Raw genomic sequence first — 25,414 nt, forward strand, 5'->3', positions numbered from 1 at the left:
ATGGCACCGGCTTTGCCGGTGTTCGCGGGGCAAGCCCGCTCCCACAACGACCGCGCAGTTCCTGATCTTTGCGTTATAATCCCGCCCTTTAGTCGCCACCCGCCCATGAGGCCGCTGGCGCGTTTCTACCGAATGAAGAGGCTAATCCCTTGGCATTGACGATTCTTGGCCTGTCCGGCGCCCTTAGCCATGACCCTTCCGCGGCCCTGTACATTGACGGCAAGCTGATTGCCGCCGCCGAAGAAGAGCGCTTCGTGCGTGACAAGCATGCGAAGAACCGCATGCCCTACGAGTCGGCGAAGTTCTGCCTGGAGCAGGCAGGCATCAAGCCGTCCGACGTAGACGTGGTAGCCATCCCGTTCGCCCCGATCAGCCTGTTCGGCAAGGCACGCTGGCACTATGCCAAACGCTACTGGTACGCCCCGGATCGCGCCCTCGACGCTATCCTGATGGGCAACCGTCGCTACAAGCGCTACCGCAAGAAGATCGTCTGGTGCCTGGAACAGCTGGGCTTCGACCCGAAAAAGGTCAAGATCGAGCCGGTCGAGCACCACCTGGCTCACGCCTCCAGTGCCTACCACTGCTCGGGCTTCAAGGAAAAAACCGCAATCCTCGGCATTGACGGTAAAGGCGAATACGCCACCACCTTCTTTGGCTATGGCGAAAACGGCAAGATCCACAAGATCAAGGAATTCTTCGATCCGGACTCGCTGGGCGGCCTGTACGGTGCAATCACCGAGTTCCTCGGCTTCGAGATGCTTGACGGCGAGTTCAAGGTCATGGGCATGGCGCCTTATGGCGATGCCACAAAGTACGACTTCTCGCGCCTGGCCAGCTTCGAAAATGGCGAGCTGGTGATCAACACCGAGTACGCCAACGTCATCGGCCTGCGTCGCTATAAAGAGAAGGGCAAGGGTTTCTACTTCTCGCCGAAGCTGATCGAATGGCTGGGCCCCAAGCGCGAAGGCGACATTGCCGACGAGCCTTACATTCACTACGCAGCCAGCATGCAAGCGCTGTTCGAGAAGCTGGCGCTGCAGATGATCGACCACTATTTGGGCGATACCCTGCGTGAAACCGGCAAACTGGCGTTCGCTGGCGGCTGTGCGCTGAACGTGAAGCTTAACCAGAAAATCATCGCCCGCCCGGACGTGAAAGAGCTGTTCGTGCAGCCGGCTTCCGGCGACGCCGGCACTGCCGTGGGTGCCGCAGCCTATGTTTCCCACGCCCGTGGCGTACCGGTCGAGAAGATGGAACACGTCTACCTCGGTCCTTCGTACTCCAACGAAGACGTGATTGCTGCTTGCGCCCGTCACCCGGACGCGCCGAAGTGGCGCAAGCTCGACAACATGCCACAGCAAATCGCCCAGATCATGGTCGACGGCAACCCGGTGGCCTGGTTCCAGGGCCGCATGGAGTTCGGTCCGCGCGCCTTGGGTGGCCGTTCGATCATCGGCTGCCCGAGCGTTGCAGGCGTGGCTGACCGCATCAACCACCAGATCAAGTTCCGCGAACGCTGGAGACCTTTCTGCCCGTCGATGCTCGACACCGTTGCCCCGCAGATGATCAAGGTCGACCATCCGGCGCCGTTCATGACCTTCACCTTCGAAGTGGCTGAAGAGTGGAAAACCCGCGTACCGGAAGTGGTGCACGAGGACGGTACGTCGCGTGCCCAGGTGCTCAAGCGCGAGTACAACCCGCGCTACTACGACATGATGAAGGCGCTGGAAGACCTGACCGGCAACGGCGTGTCGCTGAACACCTCGCTGAACCGCCGTGGTGAACCGATGATCTGCTCGCCAACCGATGCCCTGCACATGTTCTTCGGCTCGGACCTGCAGTACCTGATCATGGAAGACATCCTGGTTGTGAAGGACGGCGCGGCCGCGTATGACCAGCCGCTCTGAACCGCGCATCCTGCAGTTCTGCCATGGCTATGACGGGCCGTTTCTGGACTGTGCCCGTCAGTACGCCAGCCTGTTTCAGGGGCATGGCTACCAGGTCACCACGGTATTCCTCACTGGCGCCGCCGACCCGCAGGTAGTGGCCGGCTGCGCGTCGGACGAGGTGCTGTTCATGGAGTTCAGCTCCAAGGCCGTGCGCGGCCTCAAACTCGGCGCCATCCGCGCATTGCGGCGGGTTGCGGCCGAGCGCAACTTTGCCTTCTGCATTGCTCACCGATTCAAGCCCATCTACGTGGCCTTGCTGGGTACCGGCCTGCCGGTGATCGGCGTGCACCATGCCTTTGGCGACTATGAGCGCAAAGGTCGTCGGCTGTTCGCCAACCTGTTCAGCAAGCGCTTGAGCCTGCTGGGCGTGTCGGACGCGGTGCGTGACGATATGCGCCGCTGCCTGCCCCAGTGGCCTGCAGAGCGCATCCAGACCCTGTACAACCGTATCGATATCGACGCCCTGCAAGCGGCCCTGGTGCCGCGGGCCGAAGCGCGCCGGGCACTGGGTCTGGATGCGCAGGCATGGATCGTTGGTAACGTCGGGCGCCTGCACCCGGACAAGGACCAGGCCACGCTGTTACGTGGTTTTGCCCAGGCGCTGCCCGGGTTGCCAACAGGTGCTCGCCTGGCGATTCTCGGCAAAGGCCGTCTGGAGGCTGAACTCAAGGCCTTGGCTGCCGAGCTGGGCATTGCCGGGCAAGTTGATTTCCTCGGCCAGGTGCCGGATGCACGCCGCTACTTCCAGGCTTTCGACGTGTTCGCCCTGAGCTCCGACCACGAGCCGTTCGGCATGGTCCTGCTCGAAGCCATGGTCGCTGGCGTGCCGGTGCTGGCCACGGCCTGCGGCGGGGCCCGTGAAGTGGTCGAGGGTGTGGGTGTGCTGTTCCCGTTGGGCGATGCTGCCCAGTTGGCCCAGGGCCTGAAGCATATGGCCACGCTGGACGCTGAACAGCGCCAGGCCTGTGCCGAGCACATGCTGCAACGCCTGCATGAACGCTTTTCCGACCAGGCGGTGCGCGAGGCCTTCTGGCAGCTGCCGCAGGTACGTGCGCTGGTAGGGCAGGTCTGATGCTCAATCGTATCCAGGCCTTGCGCGAGCGCGGCTGGCAAGTTATCGACGCCAAAGCATATGCCGAGGCGTGGGCGCGGTTTGGTGGCAGTGTTGCCACCCATCCGTTGGTGATCGAGCAACTGGCTGACCTGGCGCAGATCCCGGTGCGTTACCTGGGCTGGTACCAGGCCGGCGAGCTGAAAGCCGCCATCCCGACCTGGGGGCGCCACTTGGCGCTGGCCAAGGACGTGCTCAAGCGTGCCGGCAAAAAAGCCCTGTTCGACCTTGGCAATGCCGAAATCATCCTGCCAGCGGCGGCTGATGCTGCTGCACCGTTGCGCCATACCGTGCGTTACCTCTCCGAGCTGAACCAGGGCCGCTTCAGTGGCCTCAAGGCGCAGAAAGAGCAGCTGGCCATGGCCCGGGCGCCCGAAGACTTGTCGAAGAAGTTCCGCTACAACCAGCGCCGCGAACTGCGCCTGCTGGAAGAGGCCGGTGGGGTGGTGCGCCCGATCAGCGATTTCAGCGCACAGGAAATCGCCAGCATGTACTGCGACCTGTTCCAGCGCCGCTGGGGCTTCCCGGCCACCGGTGCCGAGCGCATGGCCGAGGTGCTGGAGCGCCTGCGCGAGTTGTTGATCGGCTCGGTGCTGATGCTGGACGGCAAGCCGATTGCCATCCAGCTGGTGTACCGCGTCGAAGCGCCGGAATGGGTCAGCGTCGAGTACATCAACGGCGGTGTCGACCCTGAAACCAAGGCCTTCAGCCCGGGCAGCGTGCTGAGCTTCCTCAATACCCAGGCGGCCTGGGAAGACGCCCGCGCGCGCAACAAACCACTGCGCTTCTCGTTCGGCCGTGCCGATCGCGAGTACAAGGACCGCTGGTGCAACCCCGTGCCGGTGTATCAGGCGTGAGCCGCAAGCAGCAGTTGCTCAAGCGCCACCGGCGCAACAAGCGCCTCGGCTTGCTGGCGGGGCTGGTTGCGCTGGTCGTCCTGGGTGTATTCAGTTGGTGGTGGCTGCCACTGTTGCTGTTGCCGCTGGTCTGGGCTGCACACGAGGCCTGGTTTGCCGACCACCTGTTCTACGCCCCGGCCGAGGACTACGCCTACGACTTCGGTGACCAGGCACGGCAAGTTGCTGCGAGCCTGCAAGACGACGTGCTGAAGGCCGACTGTGCGCTTCAGGGCGATGAAACCCTTGTGCTTGAGCTGCAGGTAAAAAGCAACTGGTTTGGGCGTTTCCTTGATCCGCAAGTCGAACTGCTGGCGGACGAGCAGTCCGATCGGCAAACCTTCGAGCGCGGCGTTGATGGCCTGCGGTTCCTCAACCTGACTGGCCTGGCTGCGCCATTGAAGGCCGGCACGTTGCGCCTGCGTGGCAGGCATTGTCGCCTGCAAGGCCAGCCGCGCCTATGGATAACGCCAGCGGTTGAGCTGCAACGGCGCCGGGTAATGGTGATTGCGCCCCATGCCGACGACGCCGAGCTGGCCGCCTATGGCCTGTACAGCCAGGCCGACGAAACCTGGGTAGTGACGCTGACTGCCGGCGAAATCGAGGCCGAGCACTATCAACAGATGGGCCTGGACAAGGCTGAGGCCGCCCGCCTGAAAGGGCGACTGCGCGCCTGGGACAGCATTGCCGTGCCGCGTTGGGCCGGTGTGCCCGAGTCGCGTTGCATACAGCTGGGCTACTTCTGCCTGCAATTGCCTGCCATGCAAGCAGCGCCCGGGCAGCCTGCGGTGTCTCGCGAAGCCGAGATGGCCGATATCCGCCCGTTCCGCCAGTTCAACCCGTTCCCGCTGCCGGCCGACAGCGATGGTGCGCCCACCTGGCACAACCTGCTGGCTGACCTGCGTGCCCTGCTGGAGATGGCCAAGCCCGAGGTGCTGGTAATGCCGCACCCGCAGCTCGACCCGCACCCGGACCACATCTGCGCCCAGGATGCCGTGCTAGAGGCTTTGCAGGGCCTGGGCTGGAAACCGCAGACGCTGCTCTGCTACGCCAATCACCTGCACGATAACGACCGCTGGCCGATGGGCGACAGCGGCGATGGCGTGGCCTTGCCGCCGCAGTTGAACGCAAGCCAGGCCTGGGCCCCATGCAGCCTGGTCCTTGACCTGGCCACCCAGCGCGACAAGGCCATGGCCTTGGGCATGATGCACGACCTGCAGCCGCCGGCCCCGTTCAAGCGTCGCCTGCGCCGGTTGCTGCAACGCTGGCTGGCCGGGCGTCGCCCGTCGCCTTACGGGGAAAACGAGTTCTTCCGCAAGGCCGTGCGCCGGCACGAGCTGTTCTGGCGGCGTGAGCTGTAAACCTGACCGCGATGGCGCCGAGCGCCCAAGGAACGTAATGAAAGTCCTATTTCTGGTACAGAAGGAGCAGCGGGCTATTCTCGACCGCCTGTACGATGGCGTCGCGGCCAACTGCGAATGCGACCTGCGCTGGCTGACCAGCGAAGACCAGCGCAACCTGCGCCGCTACTTCAAGCGTGAAGTGCAGGTTGAGCGTTATGACCGCATCGTGTTCTTCCTGCGCTTCAAGCAAGAGATCCGTCAGGTAGCGTTCATTCGCACCGTCCCGAACCTGGTCATCCTCGAACACGACGCCTACCAGAACTACATCCCGTGCAAGTACACCGGCAAGTTCAGCGCTCATTACCGCCAGCTGCCATGGGCGCGGGTGATCAGCTCTGGTTACATGGTCAGCGAGCGCCTGCGCCAGGAAGGTTTCGACGCGGTGTTCGTGCCCAAGGGCTATGACGAGCAGTTGTTGGCCGACCAGGGGCGCGAGCGTGATATCGAACTGGCCTTCGTCGGCAGTGTCAACAGCGTGGCCTACAGCGGTCGCAAGGCGCTGCTGGACGAGTTGGGGCAGGTCGAGAACCTGCTGGTAACCCGCACCAAGTCGGGTGAAGACTATTGCAACACGCTCAACCGTATCCGTTTCTTCGTCAGTGCCGACGTGGGCATGGGCGAATACATGATCAAGAACTTTGAAGCCATGGCCTGTGGCTGTGTGTTGCTGGCGTATGACCAGGGCGAGGAAGAAAACCGCGCATTGGGCCTGCAGGACATGCACAACGTGGTGTTCTATGACAACATCCCGACCCTTCAGGAAAAGCTCCGCCGTTTGCGTGCAGACCCTGAACTGGCCCGGCAGATTGCAGAAAATGGCCGCCATCTGGCGGTTTCCCGTTTCAGTTTCGCCGCAGTTGGACGTAGCATCGTCGACCACATGCGCCCAGCGCTCAGGCCCCACCCGCCGTTGTCTGCGTGGCAGCGGCTGCGCCTGAAACTGGGCATCTAAATAAGAGCTTTCGCGCCCAGGAGCGGGTGTTGAAAGCCGCTAGTCGCAATGCGGAGGGAGTCCGGTGCGCTTTTCAGAAGAAAGTGATGTCACGCTTGTCGTGACCAGTTGTGGGCGGTTCGATCTGCTCAAAGACACCCTTGAGAGTTTTGATCGCTACAACACCGCGCCCGTTCGCGAAGTGTTCATCACCGAAGATTCCGGTGACGATGCCGTGCATGGCGCTGTGCCAGAGCACTGGAAACCGTACTGCAAGGTGTTCGTCAACCGGCCCAAGCTCGGCCAGTTGCCGTCAATCGACCTGGCCTACAGCCACGTCAAGACGCCGTACATCTTCCACTGCGAAGACGACTGGCATTTCTACCGCCAGGGCTTTGTCGAAGATTCGCGAGCCATTCTGGAGGTCAGCCCCAACCTGTTGCAGGTGTGGCTGCGCAGCCATGCCCATGACCTGGCCGTCCACAGCCCGTATATCCACTTGGGCGATCGCCAGGTGATCGCTGGCGTGCCGTGTTATCCGCTGCTGTCGGACAAGGCCGAGTGGCAAGCGTTTTCGCTCAACCCTGGCCTGCGTCGATTGAGCGATTACCAGCGCTGTGCGCCATTTGCCGCCTATGCTGGAGAGAAGGCGCTTTCCCGACGCTACGCTGAGTTAAATCTTACAGCGGTCACCCTGGAGGGTGATGCAGTATTGCACACTGGATTTGGCAATCACGTGACCTTGCCCATAGAAGTGGAGCGCAAGGCCAAACGTCGTCAACGTGATCGGATCAAACTGGCATTGACGCTGGTGACAGGTGCCTTGATCGGCATGGGTATCACCCTTTTTGTTCAATGAAGTCGCTGTCCCACCTGACATGAGCGGGAGAGGGCCCATGAACATCGTCAATATGATGTGGGCGGGTGGAACGCCGTACATGTCCATCCACAAGGTGCATCGGCAGGTGTTGTCGAACGCGGGTGCCGATGCCCGGATCAGTAACTGGCTGCTGCTGGGTAGCGGGCTCTGTTGTGGGCTTGGCTCGACCCGGGAGTGGCACATGCCGGCTCGTGCCCTGAAGGGGCGTCATTTGTGGCGCTTGCTGCGGCCATGGTTGCGCATGCGTTTGCGCAAGGCGCTGGCCGAGGCCGGGGCGGAAATCGTCCTGCTCGACGGTATTGGCGTTGCGCGCCTTGTGCTGCCGTTGTTGCAGAGCATTCCCGACGTGCGTGCCAAGGTGCTGTTCCATGGCAAGACGCGGCTCAATGGCAGTGACATTCGCTTGCTGCGTATGTTGCCGGCCGAGCGGCTGAGCATCGCGGCAGTGTCGCAGACGTTGGCCGAGTCGCTGGAGCGTGACCTGGGCAGGCCGGTACAAACCCTGCGCATGGCGCTCGACCCGCTGGCCTTCGCTGCGCCTTTGCTGAGCCGCGACAAGGCCAGGCAGGCGCTGCAGTTGCCTCAGGCCGACGGGGTAATGCTGGGCGCGGTAGGGCGGTTGGTCGAGAGCAAAGGCTTTGAAATGCTGATTGAGGCATTCGCCAGGGCCAGTGCACGGCAACCGGGCCTGCAACTGGCGATCATTGGTGAGGGGCCGCAGCATGCCGCGCTGCAGGAGCGTATTGACGCACTGGGCCTGGCAGATCGCGTTCACCTGCGCGGTCACCGTGAAGACCTGCAGCAGCTGTATCGGGCATTCGACTGGCTGTTGGTGCCTTCGCGGTCCGAAGGCCTGGGGCTGGTGGTACAAGAGGCAGTGATGGCCGATGTACCGGTGGTGTGCAGCGACCTGCAGGTGTTCCGCGAGCAGCTGCGCGACACAGGTGGCTATCTGCCTGTTGCCGACGAGAGCGCCTGGGCTGAGGCGATCGAGCGCTGTACGGCGCTCAGCGCCCCGACGGTAGCCGCAAGGCAGCGTCAGGCACTGGCGCCGGAGCAGGCCTGGCAGGCCTTCTGCAACGGCTCACAGAGCCTGTTGCGCAACTGACGCTCAGCGCGCCAGCAGGGCTGCCTCGAAGGCGGCGAGGGGGAACCGGTCGCCCAGGTTCTCCCGCTCGATATAGCGCACCATGTGCTGCACATTGCGCCGAATCATGCGCGCAGACAGCGGCGGGCGGAGGAAGCGCATGTCGGCCACATCGATCAGGCCCAGCCGCTGGTCAGGGGTAACCACCACATTGCCAAGGTGCAACGAGCGGAAGTACACGCCGCTGCGGTGCAACTGGCGGACCAGCTGGATCAGTTGGGGCAGGTACGTGTCCCAGCTGAATCCTTCATCGCGCGACATTTGCAGCAAGGTACGCCCGGGTAGCGGGCGATACAGCACGGCAGTGCGGCCTGGCAGGTCGAGCTTGTGCTGGCTGATGACTTCGAGGGTGGGAATGCCCAATTGCGCCAAGCGCGCGGCGTTATCGACGAAGCGCTGCGAGTAGGGCCGCAACAGTGCAGATGAAATCAGCCGCTTCCTACGAAAAACCTTGAGGAAATTACCATCCGCGAGCAGGTAGACTTTGGCGCCATGGCTGTCTGCCTCAAGCACCTGTGCGCCTTGTGTCAGCTGATCGAAGTCGACCTGGGTGAGCCGGGAGCATTGCATGAATAGAGCCTTGTCGTCTGGCGAGCAAAATGACCGGCAATAATGCCGAAAATAATGCGGTAGCACCATGGATGGTGTCTTTGATTCATCGGGGGAAAAGGATGTTGTATCAAAAAAACTGGGCACGGGCCTGGTTGGGGTTGGGTCTGGTCTGGTTCCTGGCGGCGATTGCGCTGGCACCGAGCAACAAGATTTATCAACAGGGTTTGGTATTGTTCCTGTGGCTGCCAACGCTGGTGCTCGCGTGGTCGGCCCGTGAGGTGCTGGTACAAGCCTGGAAGCGCCAGCCGGCGCTGTGGGGGAGTGTGCTGCTGCTGTTGGCCTGGAGCGGGTTGAGCCTGGCGTGGTCGCCCGCAGAAGAGCACGGGCGCGAGATCAAGCGCCTGCTCTACATTCTGGTGTTTCTGCTGGCGTTCCCATTGCTGGCCCAGCTAGGCCTTGCCCGCATTCGCCAGTTGTTGCTGCTCGGCAGCGCATTGCTGGCCGTTGCCGCGCTGGTCTCCATCATCAATTTCTACGGGCTGCAGCGGATGCCTTTACTGGCCAGATTGGGGGGTATCGGTGAGATATCCCACCCCATCCTGGGCGCCTATGTGATCGGCTCGGCTGTGCTTTTTCTTCTCTACGAGCCGCCCCGGCAACGCGGCCTGCAGCTGTTGTGGCTGGCGGCACTGGTCTGCCTGGGTGCATTTGCCATGCTCAGCCAGAGCCGTGGGGCGATCCTGGCGCTGGTGATCACTGTGGTGGTTGCGCCGCTGTGGTTCCGTGATCGTCACAGCCGGGTGTTTTCCATACTGGCAGTCATTGCTACCGGCCTGGCCTTCTTCGCCGTGTACGACATTATCGCCAAGCGTGGTTCGTCCTACCGGCCGGAAATTTTCCATGCTGTGGTCGACATGATTGCCGCGCACCCCTGGACCGGGCTGGGCCTGGGTGCTGACTATGAAGTAAGCGCTGTCGGCAAGCACTTCGACCACACCCATAACATGTTCACCCACGTCGCCGTGGAAATGGGCTTGCCCGGCATGTTGCTCTGGGTCGCCGTGTGGCTGTACACCCTGGCTGCAATCGTGCGCGCACGCGGTACGCTGTTCGGCAAGATACTGCTGGGTTTCTGGGTGTACTCGACCCTGGCCATGCAGTTCGATGCCGCCAGCCTCACCGGCACGCCACGTGCCGAATGGTTTATCAGCTGGCTACCTGTCGGCCTTGCCATGATGCTGCCATGGGGGCGTGCCGAAAATGACGCCTGTGGTAAAATTTCCGGTTCAACCTGAACAGCGAGCTCGATAATGGCCGAAACACCGCGACCAGCGGAGCACACCTCCAGCCTGAAGATCTACTTCCGGCTGTTGAGCTATGTGAAACCCTATCTCGGCATTTTCCTGCTGAGCATTGTCGGTTTCGTGATCTTCGCCTCCACCCAGCCGATGCTGGCCGGCATCCTCAAGTACTTTGTCGACGGGCTGAGCAACCCTGAAGCGGTGTTGTTCCCCACCGTCCCGTACCTGCGCGACCTGCAATTGCTGCAGGCGGTGCCGCTGCTGATCATCCTGATCGCTGCGTGGCAGGGCCTGGGTTCGTTCCTCGGCAACTATTTTCTGGCCAAGGTTTCCCTGTGCCTGGTGCACGACCTGCGCGTGGAGTTGTTCAACAAGCTGCTGGTACTGCCCAACCGCTACTTCGACAACCACAACTCCGGGCACCTGATTTCGCGTATCACCTTCAACGTGACCATGGTCACCGGTGCTGCCACCGATGCTATCAAGGTGGTCATCCGTGAAGGCCTGACCGTGGTGTTCCTGTTTGCCTACCTGCTGTGGATGAACTGGCACCTCACCTTGGTCATGGTTGCCATCCTGCCGGTGATTGCGGTGATGGTCAGCGTTGCCAGCAAGAAATTCCGCAAGCAGAGCAAGAAAATCCAGGTGGCGATGGGCGATGTCACCCACGTCGCCTCGGAAACCATCCAGGGCTACCGCGTGGTGCGCAGCTTCGGCGGCGAGGCCTACGAGGAGCAGCGTTTCAGCAAGGCCAGTCAGAGCAATACCGACAAGCAACTGCGCATGACCAAGACCGGCTCGTTGTACACGCCGATGCTGCAGCTGGTGATCTACAGCGCCATGGCCGCGCTGATGTTCCTGGTGCTGTTCCTGCGGGGTGAGTCTACCGCCGGTGACCTGGTGGCCTACATTACCGCCGCCGGCTTGCTGCCCAAGCCGATTCGCCAGTTGTCGGAAGTCAGCTCTACCATCCAGAAAGGCCTGGCGGGTGCAGAGAGCATCTTCGAGCAACTGGACGAAGAAGCTGAAGTGGACACCGGCACCGTAGAGAAAGAGCGGGTGGAAGGGCGCCTGGAAGTACGCAACCTCAGCTTCACCTACCCGGGAACCGAACGTGAAGTGCTGAGCGATATCAGCTTCACTGCCGAGCCCGGGCAGATGATCGCCCTGGTCGGCCGCTCCGGCAGTGGCAAGTCGACCCTGGCGGCGCTGATTCCACGCTTCTATCACCACGACCAGGGGCAGATCCTGCTCGATGGCGTGGAGATCGAAAACTACCGCCTGCGCAACCTGCGCCGCCACGTTGCGCAGGTGACCCAGCACGTCACCCTGTTCAACGACACCGTGGCCAACAACATCGCCTACGGCGATCTGGCAGGTGCCCCGCGCGCAGACATCGAAGCCGCTGCGGCCGATGCCTACGCCAAGGAGTTTGTCGACAAGCTGCCGAAGGGCTTCGACACCGATGTGGGTGAAAACGGCGTGCTGCTCTCCGGCGGCCAGCGCCAGCGCCTGGCGATTGCCCGGGCGCTGCTGAAGAACGCACCGCTGCTGATTCTCGACGAAGCCACCTCGGCGCTGGATACCGAATCCGAGCGGCACATCCAGGCGGCCCTGGACCATGTGATGCAAGGCCGTACCACACTGGTGATCGCCCACCGCCTGTCGACCATCGAGAAGGCCGACCAGATCCTGGTCATGGACCAAGGCCGTCTGGTCGAGCGCGGCACCCATGCCGAGCTGCTCGCGGCTAATGGCCATTATGCCCGCCTTCATGCCATGGGCCTGGATGAGCCGGTCAAGGCCGATATCACCTGAGTCCTCCCTGATCGGGGCCGTAACGGCCCCGATTGTCACGGGAATTTTCCGGGGGCGATCTGGCCATAAAGCCGTCGTCTACCCTGTGCTAATATCCTGCCCCTGTTCATTATTTCCATATGGGTTGCCCATGAAGTTGTCCATGCCGCGTTTCGATCAAGCCCCGGTTCTGGTGGTCGGCGATGTCATGCTCGACCGCTACTGGCATGGCGGTACTTCGCGTATCTCGCCTGAAGCGCCAGTGCCGGTGGTCAAGGTCGATCAGATCGAGGATCGCCCCGGCGGCGCGGCCAACGTTGCGTTGAACATCGCCGCCCTGGGCGCACCGGCTTCGCTGATCGGCGTTACCGGCCAGGACGAGGCCGCCGACAGCCTGGCCAACAGCTTGCAGGCTGCGGGGGTTCGCTCGGTGTTCCAGCGCATTGCGCACCAGCCGACCATCGTCAAGCTGCGGGTCATGAGCCGTCACCAGCAACTGCTGCGTATCGATTTCGAAGAGCCGTTTGCCACCGACCCGCTGTCGCTGGGTGCAGAAGTCGATAGCCTGCTCGAAGGCGTCAAGGTGCTGGTCTTGTCGGACTACGGCAAGGGCGCACTGAAGAATCACCAGAGCCTGATCCAGGCGGCGCGGGCCAAGGGCATTCCGGTGCTGGCCGACCCCAAGGGCAAGGATTTCTCCATCTACCGTGGCGCCAGCCTGATTACCCCCAACCTCAGCGAGTTCGAGGCCATCGTTGGCCGTTGTGCCGATGAGGCTGAACTGGTCGCCAAAGGTTTGCAGTTGCTGCAGGAACTGGACCTGGGTGCCGTGCTGGTAACCCGTGGCGAGCATGGCATGACCCTGCTGCGCGTTGGCCAGCCGGCGCTGCACCTGCCGGCGCGGGCGCGTGAAGTGTTCGATGTGACCGGTGCCGGTGATACCGTCATCTCCACCCTGGCAGCGGCCATTGCCGCTGGCGAGGACCTGCCCCACGCGGTGGCCTTGGCCAACCTGGCGGCAGGCATCGTGGTCGGCAAGCTGGGTACGGCTGCTATCAGTGCCCCCGAACTGCGCCGGGCAATCCAGCGTGAGGAAGGCTCCGAGCGCGGCGTACTGGGCCTGGAGCAACTGCTGCTGGCCATCGATGACGCGCGGGCGCACAACGAGAAGATCGTCTTCACCAATGGCTGCTTCGACATCCTGCATGCCGGGCACGTCACTTACCTGGAACAGGCGCGGGCCCAGGGCGATCGCCTGATTGTCGCGGTCAACGACGACGCTTCGGTCAGCCGCCTGAAAGGGCCGGGCCGACCAATCAACAGCGTCGACCGGCGCATGGCCGTTCTGGCCGGCTTGGGTGCGGTAGACTGGGTAATCAGCTTCCCCGAAGGTACGCCGGAAAACCTGCTAAGTCAGGTGAAGCCGGATGTACTGGTCAAGGGTGGCGACTACGGCATCGACCAGGTCGTGGGCGCCGATATCGTCAAGGCCTATGGCGGCACCGTGAAGGTGCTGGGGCTGGTCGAGAACAGCTCGACCACCGCCATTGTCGAGAAAATTCGCAAGAACTGATGCTTTGGGGCTGCTGTGCAGCCCTTCGCGGGCACGCCCGCTCCCACATGTACGGCGCAGGCTTGAAGGTTGCACCGTCCCTGTGGGAGCGGGCATGCCCGCGAAGGGCCGCATAGCGGCCCCAATCATTTGTGAAGTGATGTTCGCGCCCGTTCCAGCAACTGCCGCGCCTTGTCACCAAACCGCTGCAGGTGCGATGCCCGCACCGGCTTGCTCTCGACCAACCCCTGCTGCTTCACCCAGTCCTTCCAGCGCACCCGCTCGTCCGTCACTACCCAGCCTTCCTGCCGGGCAAAACTCTCGGCCAGATATAGCCCGCGGGTACTCGCCGGCACCAGCTCATCCTTTTTCAGCGTATACAGCTCAGCCAGCGGTTGACCGTCCTTCAAAGGCATCAGGTACAGGTCTGGCCGTTTGCGGTTGAGCCGCGCCACCAGCTGGCCACCCTCCAGCCGCTCATCGACGTGAAACAGGCTGAGTTTCTTGGCTTCACGGGGCACCTGCAGGCGCATGTCGTAGATCAGTTGCAGCGAGGCGGTGGGCAAGTGCACATAGGCCCGTGGCCGCTCCAGCAGCATCAGGTTGCCGCAGTGCACGGGCCGGGCGGCGCCGGACTCCGGGGCCAGCAAGAAGTGCGGTGTTTCGCGATAGTGCAGGGCTGCGGCGTACGGGACAGGCAGCCAGGTATCGTTGAAGCGCCCGCCCAACCAGCCTTCCGGGGTTTCCAGCAGGCATTCCTCTGCCACTTCCTGAACAGCCGTGTGCAACGGCAGGTTCAGCTCCTGCGCGGGTACGTAGCCAGAAATCAGTTTCAGCACCACATCGCCCCGGTCTTGCCGACGCTGACGTACCAACACCCAGTAATCGCGGTTTTGCCAATGCAGGGTAAGGCGCACCGACACACCCAGGTTGGCCAGTTCGACCACGAAGCGCTGCGTGTCGGGCAGCTGGATGGCCTTGCGCCGCTGTTGGGTCTGGGCAAAGTTCAGCGGCATGCCGATGCTCTGGTAGACCAGGCCTTCGGGCGTGGCTTCGACATGCAGTGGCAGTGTCTTGAAGTTGCTCGGGTTCTTGCGGATCAGCGTTCGCGCCACGAGGCTCCTCCTTGCGTCGGGTCATTCTCCTGGCCCTTGGGCCAGAGGCAACTCAGTGCTGGCCCAGGATACGGGCGACGGTGGCCACGTTGTGGGCCAGGTGCAGCGGATTGATGGTGCCGACGATAGCACTGCTGACGCCCGGGTGGGCAAACAACAGCTCGAAGCTTGCCTGCACCGGGTCAACGCCCGGGGCCAGGCAGATATGCCCGCTGGCCAGGGCCTTTTTGACCAGAATGGCCTTGCCGTGTTCGGCAGCGTAGTCCAGCACCGGGCGTTCTGCCTGTTCGTTGAGGTTGTAGGTGACCATGGCGCAGTCGCCTTGCTCCAGTGCTTTCAGGCCGCCGGCGACGGTCTTGCCGGACAGACCGAAGCCGAGGATCTTGCCCTCGCGCTTGAGCTCCGCCAGGGTCTGGTAGACCTCCTGCTGTTCGAGTATCGCCAAGTCGTTGCCGTCGGAATGCACCAGCACCAGTTCGATGCGGTCGGTTTCCAAGCGGCGCAGGCTGCGCTCCACCGAACGACGGGTGTGGGCGGCACTGAAGTCGAAGTGCGACAGGCCGCTGTCGAATTCTTCGCCGACCTTGCTGACGATTACCCACTCATCGCGTTGGCCGCGCAGCAGCGGGCCCAGGCGTTCCTCGCTGCGGCCATAGGCGGGGGCGGTGTCGATCAGGTTGATGCCCAGTTCGCGGGCCTGGGCCAGCAGCATGCGGGCTTCGTCATCGCCGGGGATGGTGAAACCGGTGGGGTACTTCACACCCTGGTCGCGGCCCAGCTTGACCGTGCCCAGGCCCAAGGGGGACACCTTGAAGCCGGTACTGCCCAGCGGGCGGTGGAAGTCATGCAAGGTTGGCAGGCTCATGGCAGCAGTTGCTCCCAGGCCGGTACGCCCAGCGGTGGGCGTGGCAGGTCGGCCAGGTCGGCTTGCGCCTGCGGGCGGATGCCGTCGCGCTCCAGGTGGCTGATGACCCGGTCGCTGAAGTCCGGTGCCAGCGCCAGCTTGGTCGGCCAGCCGACCAGCAGGCGCTGCTGGTCGGCGAGGAAGGCGTTGTCCGGGCGTACCAGGCCGGACTGCGCAGGTTCGGCACGGTCGACCCGCAGGGTGGCCCAGCGCACTTGGCTCTGGTCGACCCACGGCAGCAGGTTGGCGATTTCCTTTTGCGCCGCAGCAATCTGCGCGGCAGGCTCGCGAGCGACGCCGTCCGCTTCGGCAAGGTCGCCGCCCAGATACCATACCCATTGCCCATCCGCAGCCGGATGGGTAGTGACCGTTACCCGCGGCTTCGGCCCACCGCCCAGGCAGTGTGCGTAAAGCGGCTTCAGGTTGGCGCCCTTGGCCATGACCATGTGCAGGGGGCGGGTTTGCATCGCGGGCTGGTTCACGCCGAGGGTGTGCAGCAGGTCTTCGGTGCCGGCACCCGCACTCAGCACAACGCGCTGGGCACGGATTTCGCGACCGTCCACGCAAAGGCCGACCAGTTCGTCGCCTTCGCGCAGCGGTTCGATGCGTTCGCCCGCCAGCAGGCTGTCACCGGCCAGTTCGGCCAGGTTGGCCAGCAGGCTGGGCACGTCGATAACCAGCTCGGCCAGGCGATACACCTTGCCCTTGAAGGCACGGTCCTGCAGGGCCGGTGGCAGTTGCTCGCCCTTGACCTGTTCGACACGGGTGCGCACGGCCTTGCTGGCGAAGAAACTGGTGAGGTTACCGGCCAAGGTGCCCGGCGACCACAGGTAGTGGGCGTCGGAGAGCAGGCGGGTACGCCCGAGGTCGAGTTCGCCGTCGCCAGCCAGGGCCTCGCGCCAGCGGCGCGGCATCTCGGCGATGGCTTCCGAGGCACCAGTCAGGGCGCCGTGCAGGGCGTACTTGGTGCCGCCGTGGATGATGCCCTGCGACTTGATAGTCTGCTCGCCGCCAAGGCTGGCGCGTTCCACCAGCACTGTCGAGTAGCCCTGGCGGCGCAGGCGGGCATTGAGCCAGAGGCCTGCGACCCCGGCACCAACGATCAGCACGTCAGTGGAAATGGCAGATGGCATGGCGGTACCTCGAAGACTGGGACAGCTGGCAAGTATACAGGCTATACCTGTGGGGGCCCTATCGCCGGCACAGGTTGGCTCAATGCCCGGCTGTCTTCGAGAACAGCTGAATCACCACCACCCCACCCACAATCATGGCCATGCCCAGCATCGCAGGCACATCCAGCTTCTGCCCGTAGATCACCAGCGCCGCCACACTGATCAGCACGATCCCCAGCCCCGACCAGATGGCGTAGGCGATCCCCACCGGAATGCTGCGCACCACCAAGGTCAGCATCCAGAACGCGATGCCGTAGCCGACCACCATCAGCAGCAGCGGCAATGGCGTGCTCAGGCCCTTCACCGCTTTCATCGAGGCAGTGGCGATAACTTCGGCGCAGATGGCGATAGCGAGGTAGGTGTAGGCATTCATGGCAGGATCCTCCGATAACTGGTCGGGCATTCTAGACGTTACCTGGATGGGGTAAAGTCATTACCTATCAATAGGGGAGATAGGTCGATGGCCGAGCAGTGGAACCTCGAGCAGTTGCGAACCTTTCTGCGCGTTGCCGAACTGCGCTCGTTTTCTGCTGTGGCGCGCGAGCAGCGCAAAGCCCAGTCGGCAGTCAGCAGCGCCATCGCCCTGCTCGAAACTGACCTGGGTGTCACCTTGTTCGAGCGCAGCAGCGGCCGGCAGCCAAAGCTCACCGAAAATGGCAGCGCGCTGCTGGAAGATGCCCGCGAACTGTTGCGCCAGTGCGAGCGCCTGGATGGCCGCGCACTGGCGTTGATGCGCGGGCAGGAGGCCTTGCTGCGGGTGGCGCAGGACGAAGCCATGCCCTATCAGCCGGTGATCGACAGCCTCGATGAACTGGCCAGCCGCTACCCGTTCCTGGAGGTGCAGCTGGCCAGTGGCGCCCAGGGCGATGTGGCGCGCAAGCTGGTGGAGCGTCGCGCTGACCTCGGCCTGTTCTTTCACCACGAGAGCATCCCGGCCTCGCTGGAGCGGCGTGCGCTGGGCAGTGTGGAAATGGTCACGGTGTGTTCGATCGACCACCCGTTGGCCCGCGAGCAGCGCGTTACCTGCCAGCAGCTGGCCCGCCACCGGCAATTGCTGATTACCCCGCAGCAAAGCGGTTATCCAGGTAGCGAAGCAGCCAGCCCGCAGGTGTGGCGTGCCGACAGCTTCTACGCCATGGCAGAGTTGCTGATGCGTGGCCTGGGCTGGGCCTGGTTACCACGCCATGTGGTGCAGTACCCGACCTACCAGGCGCACATGGTCGAGCTGGACAGCGAATGGCGCCCACCGGCGCTGGTAGCGGAACTGGCCTGGCGGCGCGATGAGCCCTTGGGGCCGGCGGCGCAGTGGCTGGCCGAGCGCTTTGCGGTGCACCTGCGTGCGATCGGGTAAACTCCGCCGCCATGAACAGAACACTCTATACCTTGCTGTTTCACCTGGGCCTGCCGCTGGTTAGGCTGCGCCTGTACCTGCGTGCGCGCAAGGCGCCAGCCTATGGTCAGCGTATCGCCGAGCGTTTCGCCTGCAAGCTGCCAGCCATGCGCCAGGGTGGCATCTGGGTGCATGCGGTGTCGGTGGGCGAGAGCATTGCCGCCGCGCCCATGGTGCGCGCCTTGCTCAAGGCTTACCCCGAGTTGCCGATCACGCTTACCTGCATGACACCTACCGGTTCCGAGCGCATTCGCGCCATGTTCGCCGATGAACCGCGCGTGCAGCATTGCTACCTGCCCTACGACCTGCCGTGGGCGGCCGGGCGTTTTCTCGACCATGTGCAGCCGAAGCTGGGCATCATCATGGAAACCGAGCTGTGGCCCAATCACATTCACCAGTGTGCCAAGCGCGGCATTCCGGTGGCGCTGGCCAATGCGCGATTGTCCGAGCGTTCGGCCCGTGGCTACGGGCGCTTTGCCAAGCTGACGCGGCCGATGCTGGCGGAGATGAACCTGATTGCCGTGCAGACCGAGACCGAGGCGCAACGCTTCCGTGAACTGGGTGCGCGGCCGGAGTGTGTGCAGGTCACAGGCTCGATCAAATTTGATCTGAAGATCGACGAGCAACTGCTACCGCGTGCCAGGGCCTTGCGTGAACAGTGGGGTACCACGCAGCGCCCGGTGTGGATTGCCGCCAGTACCCACGAGGGTGAGGATGCCTTGATCCTGCAGGCGCACCGGCAATTGCTGCAGGTGCATGGGGATGCCTTGCTGATCCTGGTACCGCGCCACCCCGAGCGCTTCAACGCGGTGCATGCGCTTTGCAGCGAACAGTTCACGACCGTGCGCCGCTCTGCCGGCACGCCGGTCGATGCGCAGACGCGGGTACTGCTTGGCGACACCATGGGCGAGTTGCTGTTCCTCTATGCGCTGGCCGACATTGCCTTTGTCGGCGGGAGCCTGGTGCCTACCGGTGGGCACAACCCGTTGGAGCCGGCAGCGTTGGCGTTGCCGGTGATCATGGGGCCACATGTGTTCAACTTCCTCGAAATCAGTGCGATGTTGCGCGAGGCGGGGGCGTTGCAGCAGGTGGACGATGCCGACGGGCTGGCCGGGGAAGTGCGGCGGCTGGTCGAGTTGCCGCAGGCTGCGCAGCGCATGGGCGAGGCGGGCAGGGCGGTGATGCGGGCCAATCAGGGGGCGTTGCAGCGCTTGCTTGATGGCCTGGCTGCGCTAATGCGCTGATATTTGCGTTGGCTTCTTCGCGGGCTCGCCCGCTCCCACAGGATTTATGCAGGGTTTGAGGGCTGCGCAATCCCTGTGGGAGCGGGCGAGCCCGCGAAGAACTCAACACCTATCTCAAGGGCGGCGCTCGAAGTTCTTGGCCGCAGCAGCAGCCAAATCCGGCGGCAAGAAGTCCTTGTCCGGGTTGTAGTCCGGTTTCAGGTAGCGCTTGAGGTCCTGCAGGTCTTGCGGGCTTAGCGTACCGGCCGCCTGCTTCAGGCTCAGGTTGTCGAGGATGTAATCGTAGCGGCTGTTGTTGTAATCCCTCACCGAGGTATACAGCTGGCGCTGGGCATCGAGCACGTCGACGATGTTGCGGGTACCGACCTGGTAGCCGATTTCGGTGGCTTCCAGCGCGCTCTGGTTGGAGATGATCGACTGCTTGCGCGCCTGCACCTGTTCCACATCAGTGTTCACCGCGCGGTGCAGGTTGCGCGTGTTCTCCACCACTTGGCGGCGCAGGCTTTCGCGCTGCTGTTCGCTCTGGCTCAGGCGCTGGTAGGCCTCGCGTACCTGCGAGCTGGTCAGGCCGCCGCTGTAGATCGGGATGTTCAGTTGCAGGCCAACGCTGGTCTGTTCGACATCGCCGCTGTAGCGCACGCCCAGTTGCGAAGGGTTGGTGAAGCCGAGGCTGTCGTTGTCGCCCTTCTGGTACTTGGCCACTGCATCCAGGGTCGGTGCATGGCCGGCCTTGCGCTGGCGCAGGGTTTCTTCGGCAGCGGAAACCGCATAGTTGGTGGCCAGCAGATTGAGGTTCTGGCGGCCAGCGGTTTCGACCCAGGCCTTGGCGTCGTTTGGCGTTGGCACCTGGACGGGCAGGGTATGCACCACCCCTTGAATCGAGGTGTATTCACGGTTGGTCAGGGTGACCAGCGCCTCGAAGGCATCCTGCACCTGGCGCTCGGCGATGATCCGGTTGGCCCGGGCCGTGTCGTAGCTGGCCTGGGATTGCAGCACGTCAGTCTTGTCCGACAGGCCCACATCGAAGCGTTCGTTGGACTGGTCCAATTGGCGCTTGAACGCGGCTTCTTCAGCCTTGGTGGCGGCCAGGTTGTCCTGCGCGCGCAACACGGCGAAGTAGTTCTGCGCAGTTTGCAGGATCAGGTTCTGTTCGGTGGCCGACAGCTCCAACGCCGCCTGTTCGTTGACCGCTTCGGCTGCCTGCAACTGGAACCAGCGGTCGGCGCGGAAGATCGGCTGGGCCAGGGTCGCGCTCCAGGAGTTGCCGCTGCGGTTGGAGGTAATGGACGGCTCATCGAGCTTGGTGCGGGTATTCATCATCTCGGCACCAGCCGACAGATTCGGCAGCAAACCGGCGCGGGCCTGTGGCACCACTTCGCGGCGGGCGCCGTAATCGGCGCGTGCCGCTGCCAGGTCGGCGTTGTTGTCGACCGCTTCCTGATAGACGCTGACCAGGTCGGTCTTGACCGTAGAGGGCACGTCCGCTGCCCAGACCACTCCGTTGGACGCACAAGACACGGCTATCGCCAGTGAGAGTTTGCGCAGCATAGAGGCAATCCTTGTACGAAATTTAATTACTGAACTGTTGAGTATCGAGCGACGGGCCAGTGTAGTGCCATGCGCCCCTGGCAACAATCGCCCGGTGTGCCTTTCATCAACCGCGCATTTAGCTGCTTGGCTTTGCCGACCACTCCAGTCTAGACTGCGCATGTTCTTGTCGGGGTGCCTTGAAGCAAAGGCTGAGATCGCAAAGTTGCGGATCCCGTTGAACCTGATCAGGTTAGCGCCTGCGTAGGGAACAAGATTGCTCACCTTCCCGGGGAGCCTCTTGTGCCAGGTCCGGGATTTTCGTAGCTGTAAACAGCTATGGGCACCCCATATCCGGCACTGCATCCGTCTCAGGGTGCGTCCGCGTCTTTCAGGTTCTCCCCCGACATTCCATCCGCTAGGAAGCTGTCTGGAGAGCCCGTGATGAGCAAACAAGAAAAAACGATCAATCTCAGCGAATCGGCACAAGTCGATCAGCAGTCCGTGCAACCGCTACCGCGTTCGCGCAAGGTTTATGTCGAAGGCTCGCGCCCGGACATTCGTGTCCCCATGCGTGAGATCAGCCTGGACGATACCCCGACCGATTTCGGCGGCGAAACCAACGCCCCGGTGCTGGTCTATGACACCTCCGGCCCGTACACCGACCCCAATGTGATCATTGATGTGCGCAAAGGCCTGGCTGATGTGCGCTCGGCCTGGATCGACGACCGTGGTGATACCGAGCGCCTGGGCGGCCTGAGCTCCAACTTCGGCCAGCAGCGCCTGAACGATGCCGAGTTGAGCAAGCTGCGTTTCGCCCATGTGCGCAACCCGCGCCGGGCCAAGGCAGGGGTCAACGTTTCGCAGATGCACTATGCCCGCCAAGGCATCATCACCGCCGAGATGGAATACGTTGCCATCCGCGAGAACATGAAACTGCAGGAGGCCCGCGCTGCCGGCCTGCTCGACCAGCAGCACCCTGGCCACAGCTTTGGTGCCAGCATTCCGAAAGAAATCACCGCCGAGTTCGTCCGCGAGGAAGTCGCCCGTGGCCGCGCGATCATTCCGGCCAACATCAACCACCCGGAAGTGGAGCCGATGATCATTGGCCGCAACTTCCTGGTGAAGATCAACGGCAACATCGGCAACAGCGCCCTGGGCTCTTCGATTGAAGAGGAAGTGGCCAAGCTGACCTGGGGCATTCGCTGGGGGTCGGACACGGTCATGGACCTGTCCACCGGCAAGCACATTCACGAAACCCGCGAGTGGATCATCCGCAACTCGCCAGTGCCGATCGGTACCGTGCCGATCTACCAGGCTCTGGAAAAGGTCAACGGCGTGGCCGAAGACCTGACCTGGGAGCTGTTCCGCGACACCCTGATCGAGCAGGCCGAGCAAGGCGTGGACTACTTCACGATCCATGCCGGCGTGCTGCTGCGCTATGTGCCGCTGACTGCCAAGCGCGTCACCGGCATCGTCAGCCGCGGTGGCTCGATCATGGCCAAGTGGTGCCTGGCGCACCACAAGGAAAACTTCCTGTACACGCACTTCGACGAAATCTGCGAAATCATGAAGGCCTACGACGTCAGCTTCTCGCTGGGTGACGGCCTGCGCCCCGGCTCGATCGCCGACGCCAACGACGCCGCACAGTTCGGCGAGCTGGAAACCCTCGGCGAGCTGACCAAGATCGCCTGGAAGCACGACGTGCAGTGCATGATCGAAGGCCCCGGCCACGTGCCGATGCAACTGATCAAGGAGAACATGGACAAGCAGCTGGAGTGCTGCGACGAGGCGCCGTTCTACACCCTCGGCCCGCTGACTACCGATATCGCCCCGGGTTACGACCACATCACCTCGGGCATTGGTGCGGCAATGATCGGCTGGTTCGGTTGCGCCATGCTTTGTTACGTCACGCCCAAGGAGCACCTGGGCCTGCCGAACAAGGACGACGTGAAAACCGGCATCATCACCTACAAGATCGCTGCGCACGCCGCCGACCTTGCCAAGGGCCACCCGGGTGCGCAGATCCGTGACAACGCCTTGTCCAAGGCGCGCTTCGAGTTCCGCTGGCAAGACCAGTTCAACCTCGGCCTGGACCCGGACACTGCCCGCGCCTTCCACGACGAGACCCTGCCGAAGGAGTCGGCCAAGGTCGCGCACTTCTGCTCGATGTGCGGGCCGAAGTTCTGCTCGATGAAGATCACCCAGGAAGTGCGTGAATACGCCGCCAGGATCGAGACCGTGGACGTGTCGGTCGAGCAAGGCATGCGCGAGCAGGCCGAGCGGTTCCGCCAGGAAGGCAGCCAGCTGTACCAGAAAGTCTAAGACCGTCATTTCCCTTTGTGGGAGCGGGCTTGCCCCGCGAATGCGTCAGCTGCGCCAACGCGTTTGGCAGGCCTGGCACCTTCGCGGGGCAAGCCCGCTCCCACAATGGGTCTGCGAAGCCCCATAAATTCTTCCGGCGAACATAACAATGACCACCCCCAGCCAATTCTCCCCCGACCACCCGGTCCCCAACCACCAGCGTATCTTCGGCGCCCGCGACCTGTTCTCGCTGTGGTTCTCCCTCGGCATCGGCCTCATGGTGCTGCAGGTCGGCGCCATGCTGGCGCCAGGGCTTGGCCTCGCCGGCGCGGTGCTCGCCATCGCCCTGGGCACCGGTGTCGGTGTGCTGTTGCTGGGGGCCGCCGGGGTTATCGGCAGCGACACTGGCCTGTCTGCCATGGGTACCCTGAAACTCAGCCTGGGCAGCCATGGCGCCCGCTTGCCCGCGCTGCTAAACCTGCTGCAACTGGTAGGCTGGGGCGCGTTCGAGATCATCGTCATGCGCGATGCAGCCAGCCTGCTGGGTGCACGCACGTTTGGCGAAGACAGTGCCTGGAACAGCCCGATGCTCTGGACCCTGTGTTTCGGCACCCTGGCCACCCTGCTGGCAGTCAGTGGGCCACTGGCGTTCGTGCGCAAGGTGCTGCGCGCCTGGGGTATCTGGTTGCTGCTGGGCGCGTGCATCTGGCTGACCTGGAACCTGTTCGCCAAGGCCGACCTGGCTGCGCTGTGGAACCGCGCCGGGGACGGCTCGATGTCGCTGGCGGTGGGCTTTGATATCGCCATTGCCATGCCGCTGTCCTGGCTGCCGCTGATTGCCGATTACTCGCGCTTCGCCCGCAGCGGCAAGCATGTGTTCGGCGGCACCGTCGTGGGCTATTTCATCGGCAACACCTGGCTGATGAGCCTGGGCGTGGCCTACACGCTGGCCTTTGCTGGCAGCGGTGAAGTCAATGCCCTGCTGCTGGCCCTGGCCGGCGCCGGCATGGGTATCCCGCTTTTGCTGATTCTGCTGGACGAGTCCGAAAAGGCCTTTGCCGACATCCACTCGGCTGCAGTTTCCACCGGCGTGCTGCTGCCGCTGAAGGTCGAGCACCTTGCGTTGGCCATCGGCGCGCTGTGCACCCTCATCGCCCTGCTGGCGCCGCTGGCGCAATACGAAAACTTCCTGCTGCTGATCGGTTCGGTGTTCGCGCCGCTGTTCGGCGTGGTGCTGATGGACCACTACGTGATACGTCGCCGCCGCCTGCCGGCACAGGTCGATGGCTTGCACTGGCAAGCGCTGGTGGCGTGGTTGGTGGGGGTGGCGGCCTATCACCTGATCGCCGCCAATGCACCGGAGCTGGGTGCAACCCTGCCAGCATTGCTGCTGGCGGGTGTACTGCATGGGCTGCTAAGCCTTAGCCGCGGCCGGGAAACAGTTCAGGCTTGAGAACGCCATTCAGGCGCGGGTACGGGATTTTCAGTTCCACGTGGCCCATGGAATAGGGCGCGATGGCGTAGACCTCGTACTTGACCACCACCGCGCCGTACGTCAGGGCGATGTGCGGCGACTTCTTGAACGGCCAGGTTTTGACGAACTCGGCGTCCTTGTCCATGCCCACGCTCATCAGCCAGGCACGGTGTGACTCCTCGACGGTTTTCCAGAAGGTGTCCTCCTGGCCAGGCACCAGCATGTCCTGCAAGGTCAGCACTTTGTCCAGCTTGCGCGAATAGTTGATGAAGCCGCGCCCGGGCATGCCGTGGGCGCCACCGCTGTCCAGATAACTGGACAACTCGATGATCACCAGCCCGTCATGCTGCTCGCGTACCTTGGCTTGCAGGTAACTGCTGTTACGTTTGTCGGCACTGGCCAGATATTGCTGCTCGTAGGCCTGCAAGGTGCTTGGCGCGGTGCCATGCTGATTGTCGTCGGTCAGTTGCAGCAGGCGCTTCTCGACGATGCCGTCGAGCTTGGGCAGGGCCGGGAAGTGGACCATGTCGATGTTTACCAGCGGGCAGTCGCTTTCGCTGCAGCCGGGTTTGACATGCTCCCAGGCGTCGCGCTTGACCTCCAGCGGGGCCCGGTAGTTGGGCGTGAACAGGCTCTGGCAGGCGCCCAGCGCGAGTGCCAGCACGGCCACGGAAGTCAGTTTGACAAGTGTCATGATGATCCTTGCAGAACAGGGAAAAGTCGGCCTTTGACCGTCTGCGCGGCCTTCAGTTCGCCACTAAGCTA

General features: G+C 63.1%; 21 protein-coding genes and 1 riboswitch. Of the genes, 14 read left to right on the forward strand and 7 right to left on the reverse strand.

Features of this window, described 5'->3' with window-relative positions:
- Positions 1-149: 149 nt before the first annotated feature.
- The 7 genes from P0Y58_04575 to P0Y58_04605 all read left to right on the forward strand — a co-directional run bounded on the left by P0Y58_04575 (position 150) and on the right by P0Y58_04605 (position 8,278).
- The gene (locus tag P0Y58_04575) at positions 150-1,907 is read left to right on the forward strand and encodes a carbamoyltransferase (GenBank protein ID WEK31476.1); all 1,758 of its coding nucleotides are present in this window, start codon (positions 150-152) and stop codon (positions 1,905-1,907) included.
- Positions 1,891-3,021 (forward strand): glycosyltransferase, encoded by a 1,131-nt coding sequence (locus P0Y58_04580; GenBank protein ID WEK31477.1) that lies wholly within the window; start codon positions 1,891-1,893, stop codon positions 3,019-3,021. The genes P0Y58_04575 and P0Y58_04580 overlap by 17 nt, the downstream gene beginning before the upstream one ends.
- Positions 3,021-3,917 carry an antimicrobial resistance protein Mig-14 gene (locus P0Y58_04585; GenBank protein WEK31478.1) on the forward strand — a complete coding sequence of 299 codons (897 nt, stop codon included), beginning with the start codon at positions 3,021-3,023 and terminating at the stop codon, positions 3,915-3,917. The genes P0Y58_04580 and P0Y58_04585 overlap by 1 nt, the downstream gene beginning before the upstream one ends.
- On the forward strand, positions 3,914-5,317 hold the full coding sequence (locus P0Y58_04590) for a PIG-L family deacetylase (protein WEK31479.1): 1,404 nt from the start codon (positions 3,914-3,916) through the stop codon (positions 5,315-5,317). The genes P0Y58_04585 and P0Y58_04590 overlap by 4 nt, the downstream gene beginning before the upstream one ends.
- Before the next feature lie 37 nt (positions 5,318-5,354).
- The gene (locus tag P0Y58_04595; protein ID WEK31480.1) at positions 5,355-6,311 is read left to right on the forward strand and encodes a glycosyltransferase; all 957 of its coding nucleotides are present in this window, start codon (positions 5,355-5,357) and stop codon (positions 6,309-6,311) included.
- A 64-nt stretch (positions 6,312-6,375) separates the two neighbouring features.
- Positions 6,376-7,149, forward strand: a complete 774-nt coding sequence (locus tag P0Y58_04600; protein ID WEK31481.1) for a glycosyltransferase family 2 protein — start codon at positions 6,376-6,378, stop codon at positions 7,147-7,149.
- 37 nt (positions 7,150-7,186) lie between these two features.
- Positions 7,187-8,278: a glycosyltransferase gene (locus P0Y58_04605; GenBank protein ID WEK31482.1), complete on the forward strand. Its 1,092-nt coding sequence runs from the start codon at positions 7,187-7,189 to the stop codon at positions 8,276-8,278.
- Positions 8,279-8,281: 3 nt separating this feature from the next.
- Here the strand turns inward: P0Y58_04605 and P0Y58_04610 are convergent, their stop codons facing one another.
- Positions 8,282-8,887, reverse strand: a complete 606-nt coding sequence (locus P0Y58_04610; GenBank protein ID WEK31483.1) for a toluene tolerance protein — start codon at positions 8,885-8,887, stop codon at positions 8,282-8,284.
- Between the two features lie 101 nt (positions 8,888-8,988).
- Here P0Y58_04610 and P0Y58_04615 point away from each other — a divergent pair, with 101 nt between their 5' ends.
- The 3 genes from P0Y58_04615 to hldE all read left to right on the forward strand — a co-directional run bounded on the left by P0Y58_04615 (position 8,989) and on the right by hldE (position 13,540).
- The gene (locus P0Y58_04615) at positions 8,989-10,164 is read left to right on the forward strand and encodes an O-antigen ligase family protein (protein WEK31484.1); all 1,176 of its coding nucleotides are present in this window, start codon (positions 8,989-8,991) and stop codon (positions 10,162-10,164) included.
- A gap of 15 nt (positions 10,165-10,179) precedes the next feature.
- The gene (gene msbA / locus P0Y58_04620; protein ID WEK31485.1) at positions 10,180-11,988 is read left to right on the forward strand and encodes a lipid A export permease/ATP-binding protein MsbA; all 1,809 of its coding nucleotides are present in this window, start codon (positions 10,180-10,182) and stop codon (positions 11,986-11,988) included.
- A gap of 130 nt (positions 11,989-12,118) precedes the next feature.
- Positions 12,119-13,540, forward strand: coding sequence for a bifunctional D-glycero-beta-D-manno-heptose-7-phosphate kinase/D-glycero-beta-D-manno-heptose 1-phosphate adenylyltransferase HldE (gene hldE, locus P0Y58_04625; protein WEK31486.1), 1,422 nt, complete (start codon positions 12,119-12,121; stop codon positions 13,538-13,540).
- A gap of 125 nt (positions 13,541-13,665) precedes the next feature.
- Here the strand turns inward: hldE and P0Y58_04630 are convergent, their stop codons facing one another.
- From P0Y58_04630 to P0Y58_04645, 4 genes are all read right to left on the reverse strand, one after another.
- Positions 13,666-14,634: a metal ABC transporter ATPase gene (locus P0Y58_04630; protein ID WEK31487.1), complete on the reverse strand. Its 969-nt coding sequence runs from the start codon at positions 14,632-14,634 to the stop codon at positions 13,666-13,668.
- Between the two features lie 52 nt (positions 14,635-14,686).
- The gene (locus P0Y58_04635; protein WEK31488.1) at positions 14,687-15,499 is read right to left on the reverse strand and encodes an aldo/keto reductase; all 813 of its coding nucleotides are present in this window, start codon (positions 15,497-15,499) and stop codon (positions 14,687-14,689) included.
- Positions 15,496-16,671, reverse strand: coding sequence for an FAD-dependent oxidoreductase (locus P0Y58_04640; GenBank protein WEK31489.1), 1,176 nt, complete (start codon positions 16,669-16,671; stop codon positions 15,496-15,498). The genes P0Y58_04635 and P0Y58_04640 overlap by 4 nt, the downstream gene beginning before the upstream one ends.
- A 79-nt stretch (positions 16,672-16,750) precedes the next feature.
- Positions 16,751-17,083, reverse strand: a complete 333-nt coding sequence (locus tag P0Y58_04645; protein ID WEK31490.1) for a multidrug efflux SMR transporter — start codon at positions 17,081-17,083, stop codon at positions 16,751-16,753.
- Between the two features lie 87 nt (positions 17,084-17,170).
- Here P0Y58_04645 and P0Y58_04650 point away from each other — a divergent pair, with 87 nt between their 5' ends.
- Positions 17,171-18,061 carry a LysR family transcriptional regulator gene (locus tag P0Y58_04650; GenBank protein ID WEK31491.1) on the forward strand — a complete coding sequence of 297 codons (891 nt, stop codon included), beginning with the start codon at positions 17,171-17,173 and terminating at the stop codon, positions 18,059-18,061.
- A gap of 11 nt (positions 18,062-18,072) precedes the next feature.
- Positions 18,073-19,344, forward strand: a complete 1,272-nt coding sequence (gene waaA, locus P0Y58_04655; GenBank protein WEK31492.1) for a lipid IV(A) 3-deoxy-D-manno-octulosonic acid transferase — start codon at positions 18,073-18,075, stop codon at positions 19,342-19,344.
- Positions 19,345-19,458: 114 nt separating this feature from the next.
- Here the strand turns inward: waaA and P0Y58_04660 are convergent, their stop codons facing one another.
- Positions 19,459-20,892, reverse strand: coding sequence for a TolC family outer membrane protein (locus P0Y58_04660; GenBank protein WEK31493.1), 1,434 nt, complete (start codon positions 20,890-20,892; stop codon positions 19,459-19,461).
- A gap of 160 nt (positions 20,893-21,052) precedes the next feature.
- A riboswitch (TPP riboswitch) is annotated at positions 21,053-21,159 on the forward strand.
- Positions 21,160-21,315: 156 nt separating this feature from the next.
- Between P0Y58_04660 and thiC the strand changes: the two genes are divergently transcribed.
- Both thiC and cytX read left to right on the forward strand, forming a co-directional pair.
- Entirely contained in the window at positions 21,316-23,196 is a 1,881-nt protein-coding gene (gene thiC / locus P0Y58_04665) for a phosphomethylpyrimidine synthase ThiC (GenBank protein WEK31494.1), read from the forward strand.
- Between the two features lie 148 nt (positions 23,197-23,344).
- The gene (cytX, locus tag P0Y58_04670; protein WEK31495.1) at positions 23,345-24,628 is read left to right on the forward strand and encodes a putative hydroxymethylpyrimidine transporter CytX; all 1,284 of its coding nucleotides are present in this window, start codon (positions 23,345-23,347) and stop codon (positions 24,626-24,628) included.
- On the opposite strand, the gene P0Y58_04675 is transcribed toward cytX, so the two are convergent.
- Positions 24,597-25,343: an RsiV family protein gene (locus P0Y58_04675; protein ID WEK31496.1), complete on the reverse strand. Its 747-nt coding sequence runs from the start codon at positions 25,341-25,343 to the stop codon at positions 24,597-24,599. The genes cytX and P0Y58_04675 overlap by 32 nt on opposite strands.
- Positions 25,344-25,414: the final 71 nt, after the last annotated feature.

It is taken from the genome of Candidatus Pseudomonas phytovorans (genome assembly GCA_029202525.1).
Lineage (GTDB): Bacteria > Pseudomonadota > Gammaproteobacteria > Pseudomonadales > Pseudomonadaceae > Aquipseudomonas > Aquipseudomonas phytovorans.

Bases quoted from the DNA above. Each gene is read 5' to 3' on its own strand.
- P0Y58_04660 (WEK31493.1), bottom strand. From the start codon at position 20,892: ATGCTGCGCAAACTCTCACTGGCGATAGCCGTGTCTTGTGCGTCCAAC.
- P0Y58_04610 (WEK31483.1), bottom strand. From the start codon at position 8,887: ATGCAATGCTCCCGGCTCACCCAGGTCGACTTCGATCAGCTGACACAA.
- P0Y58_04595 (WEK31480.1), top strand. From the start codon at position 5,355: ATGAAAGTCCTATTTCTGGTACAGAAGGAGCAGCGGGCTATTCTCGAC.
- P0Y58_04585 (WEK31478.1), top strand. From the start codon at position 3,021: ATGCTCAATCGTATCCAGGCCTTGCGCGAGCGCGGCTGGCAAGTTATC.
- P0Y58_04615 (WEK31484.1), top strand. From the start codon at position 8,989: ATGTTGTATCAAAAAAACTGGGCACGGGCCTGGTTGGGGTTGGGTCTG.
- cytX (WEK31495.1), top strand. From the start codon at position 23,345: ATGACCACCCCCAGCCAATTCTCCCCCGACCACCCGGTCCCCAACCAC.
- thiC (WEK31494.1), top strand. From the start codon at position 21,316: ATGAGCAAACAAGAAAAAACGATCAATCTCAGCGAATCGGCACAAGTC.
- P0Y58_04645 (WEK31490.1), bottom strand. From the start codon at position 17,083: ATGAATGCCTACACCTACCTCGCTATCGCCATCTGCGCCGAAGTTATC.
- P0Y58_04640 (WEK31489.1), bottom strand. From the start codon at position 16,671: ATGCCATCTGCCATTTCCACTGACGTGCTGATCGTTGGTGCCGGGGTC.
- msbA (WEK31485.1), top strand. From the start codon at position 10,180: ATGGCCGAAACACCGCGACCAGCGGAGCACACCTCCAGCCTGAAGATC.
- waaA (WEK31492.1), top strand. From the start codon at position 18,073: ATGAACAGAACACTCTATACCTTGCTGTTTCACCTGGGCCTGCCGCTG.
- P0Y58_04605 (WEK31482.1), top strand. From the start codon at position 7,187: ATGAACATCGTCAATATGATGTGGGCGGGTGGAACGCCGTACATGTCC.
- P0Y58_04675 (WEK31496.1), bottom strand. From the start codon at position 25,343: ATGACACTTGTCAAACTGACTTCCGTGGCCGTGCTGGCACTCGCGCTG.
- P0Y58_04580 (WEK31477.1), top strand. From the start codon at position 1,891: ATGACCAGCCGCTCTGAACCGCGCATCCTGCAGTTCTGCCATGGCTAT.
- hldE (WEK31486.1), top strand. From the start codon at position 12,119: ATGAAGTTGTCCATGCCGCGTTTCGATCAAGCCCCGGTTCTGGTGGTC.
- P0Y58_04650 (WEK31491.1), top strand. From the start codon at position 17,171: ATGGCCGAGCAGTGGAACCTCGAGCAGTTGCGAACCTTTCTGCGCGTT.
- P0Y58_04635 (WEK31488.1), bottom strand. From the start codon at position 15,499: ATGAGCCTGCCAACCTTGCATGACTTCCACCGCCCGCTGGGCAGTACC.